Below are 311 nucleotides of genomic sequence, written 5' to 3' on the forward strand. Positions count from 1 at the left end.
GTCTAATTAAAACAATTGCTGTCCCAAGAGCATACTTGAGACTGAAAAGGCACCAGCAGGTGGTAAAACATTAGTATATATGGGAGGTCCCAAACGGGGTGTAAAGGTTGTAGCAATCCAATTTCCATATTCACCAGCCAGCAAAGAGGGAGGTTTCATTATAAACCGTCCACTTAAAACGAAATGCCGAATGCTTATAGCGGTCTCATCAAATATTGTCAAGTTGCCAAAAAAGGAGGCATATGGTGAATCGAAACTTATTTGTTTAGCGCTTTCGTCCCAATACCCATTAATCGGAATAGGTATACCAC

At 40.8% G+C, this 311-nt stretch carries 1 protein-coding gene; it reads right to left on the reverse strand.

From position 1 onward, the window contains the following. Positions 1-6: 6 nt before the first annotated feature. A partial coding sequence (locus tag FOT98_RS32795; protein WP_144291285.1) for a hypothetical protein occupies positions 7-311 on the reverse strand: 305 nt, incomplete at its 5' end.

It is taken from the genome of Bacillus sp. HY001 (genome assembly GCF_007558965.1).
GTDB classification, from domain to species: domain Bacteria; phylum Bacillota; class Bacilli; order Bacillales; family Bacillaceae_G; genus Bacillus_A; species Bacillus_A mobilis.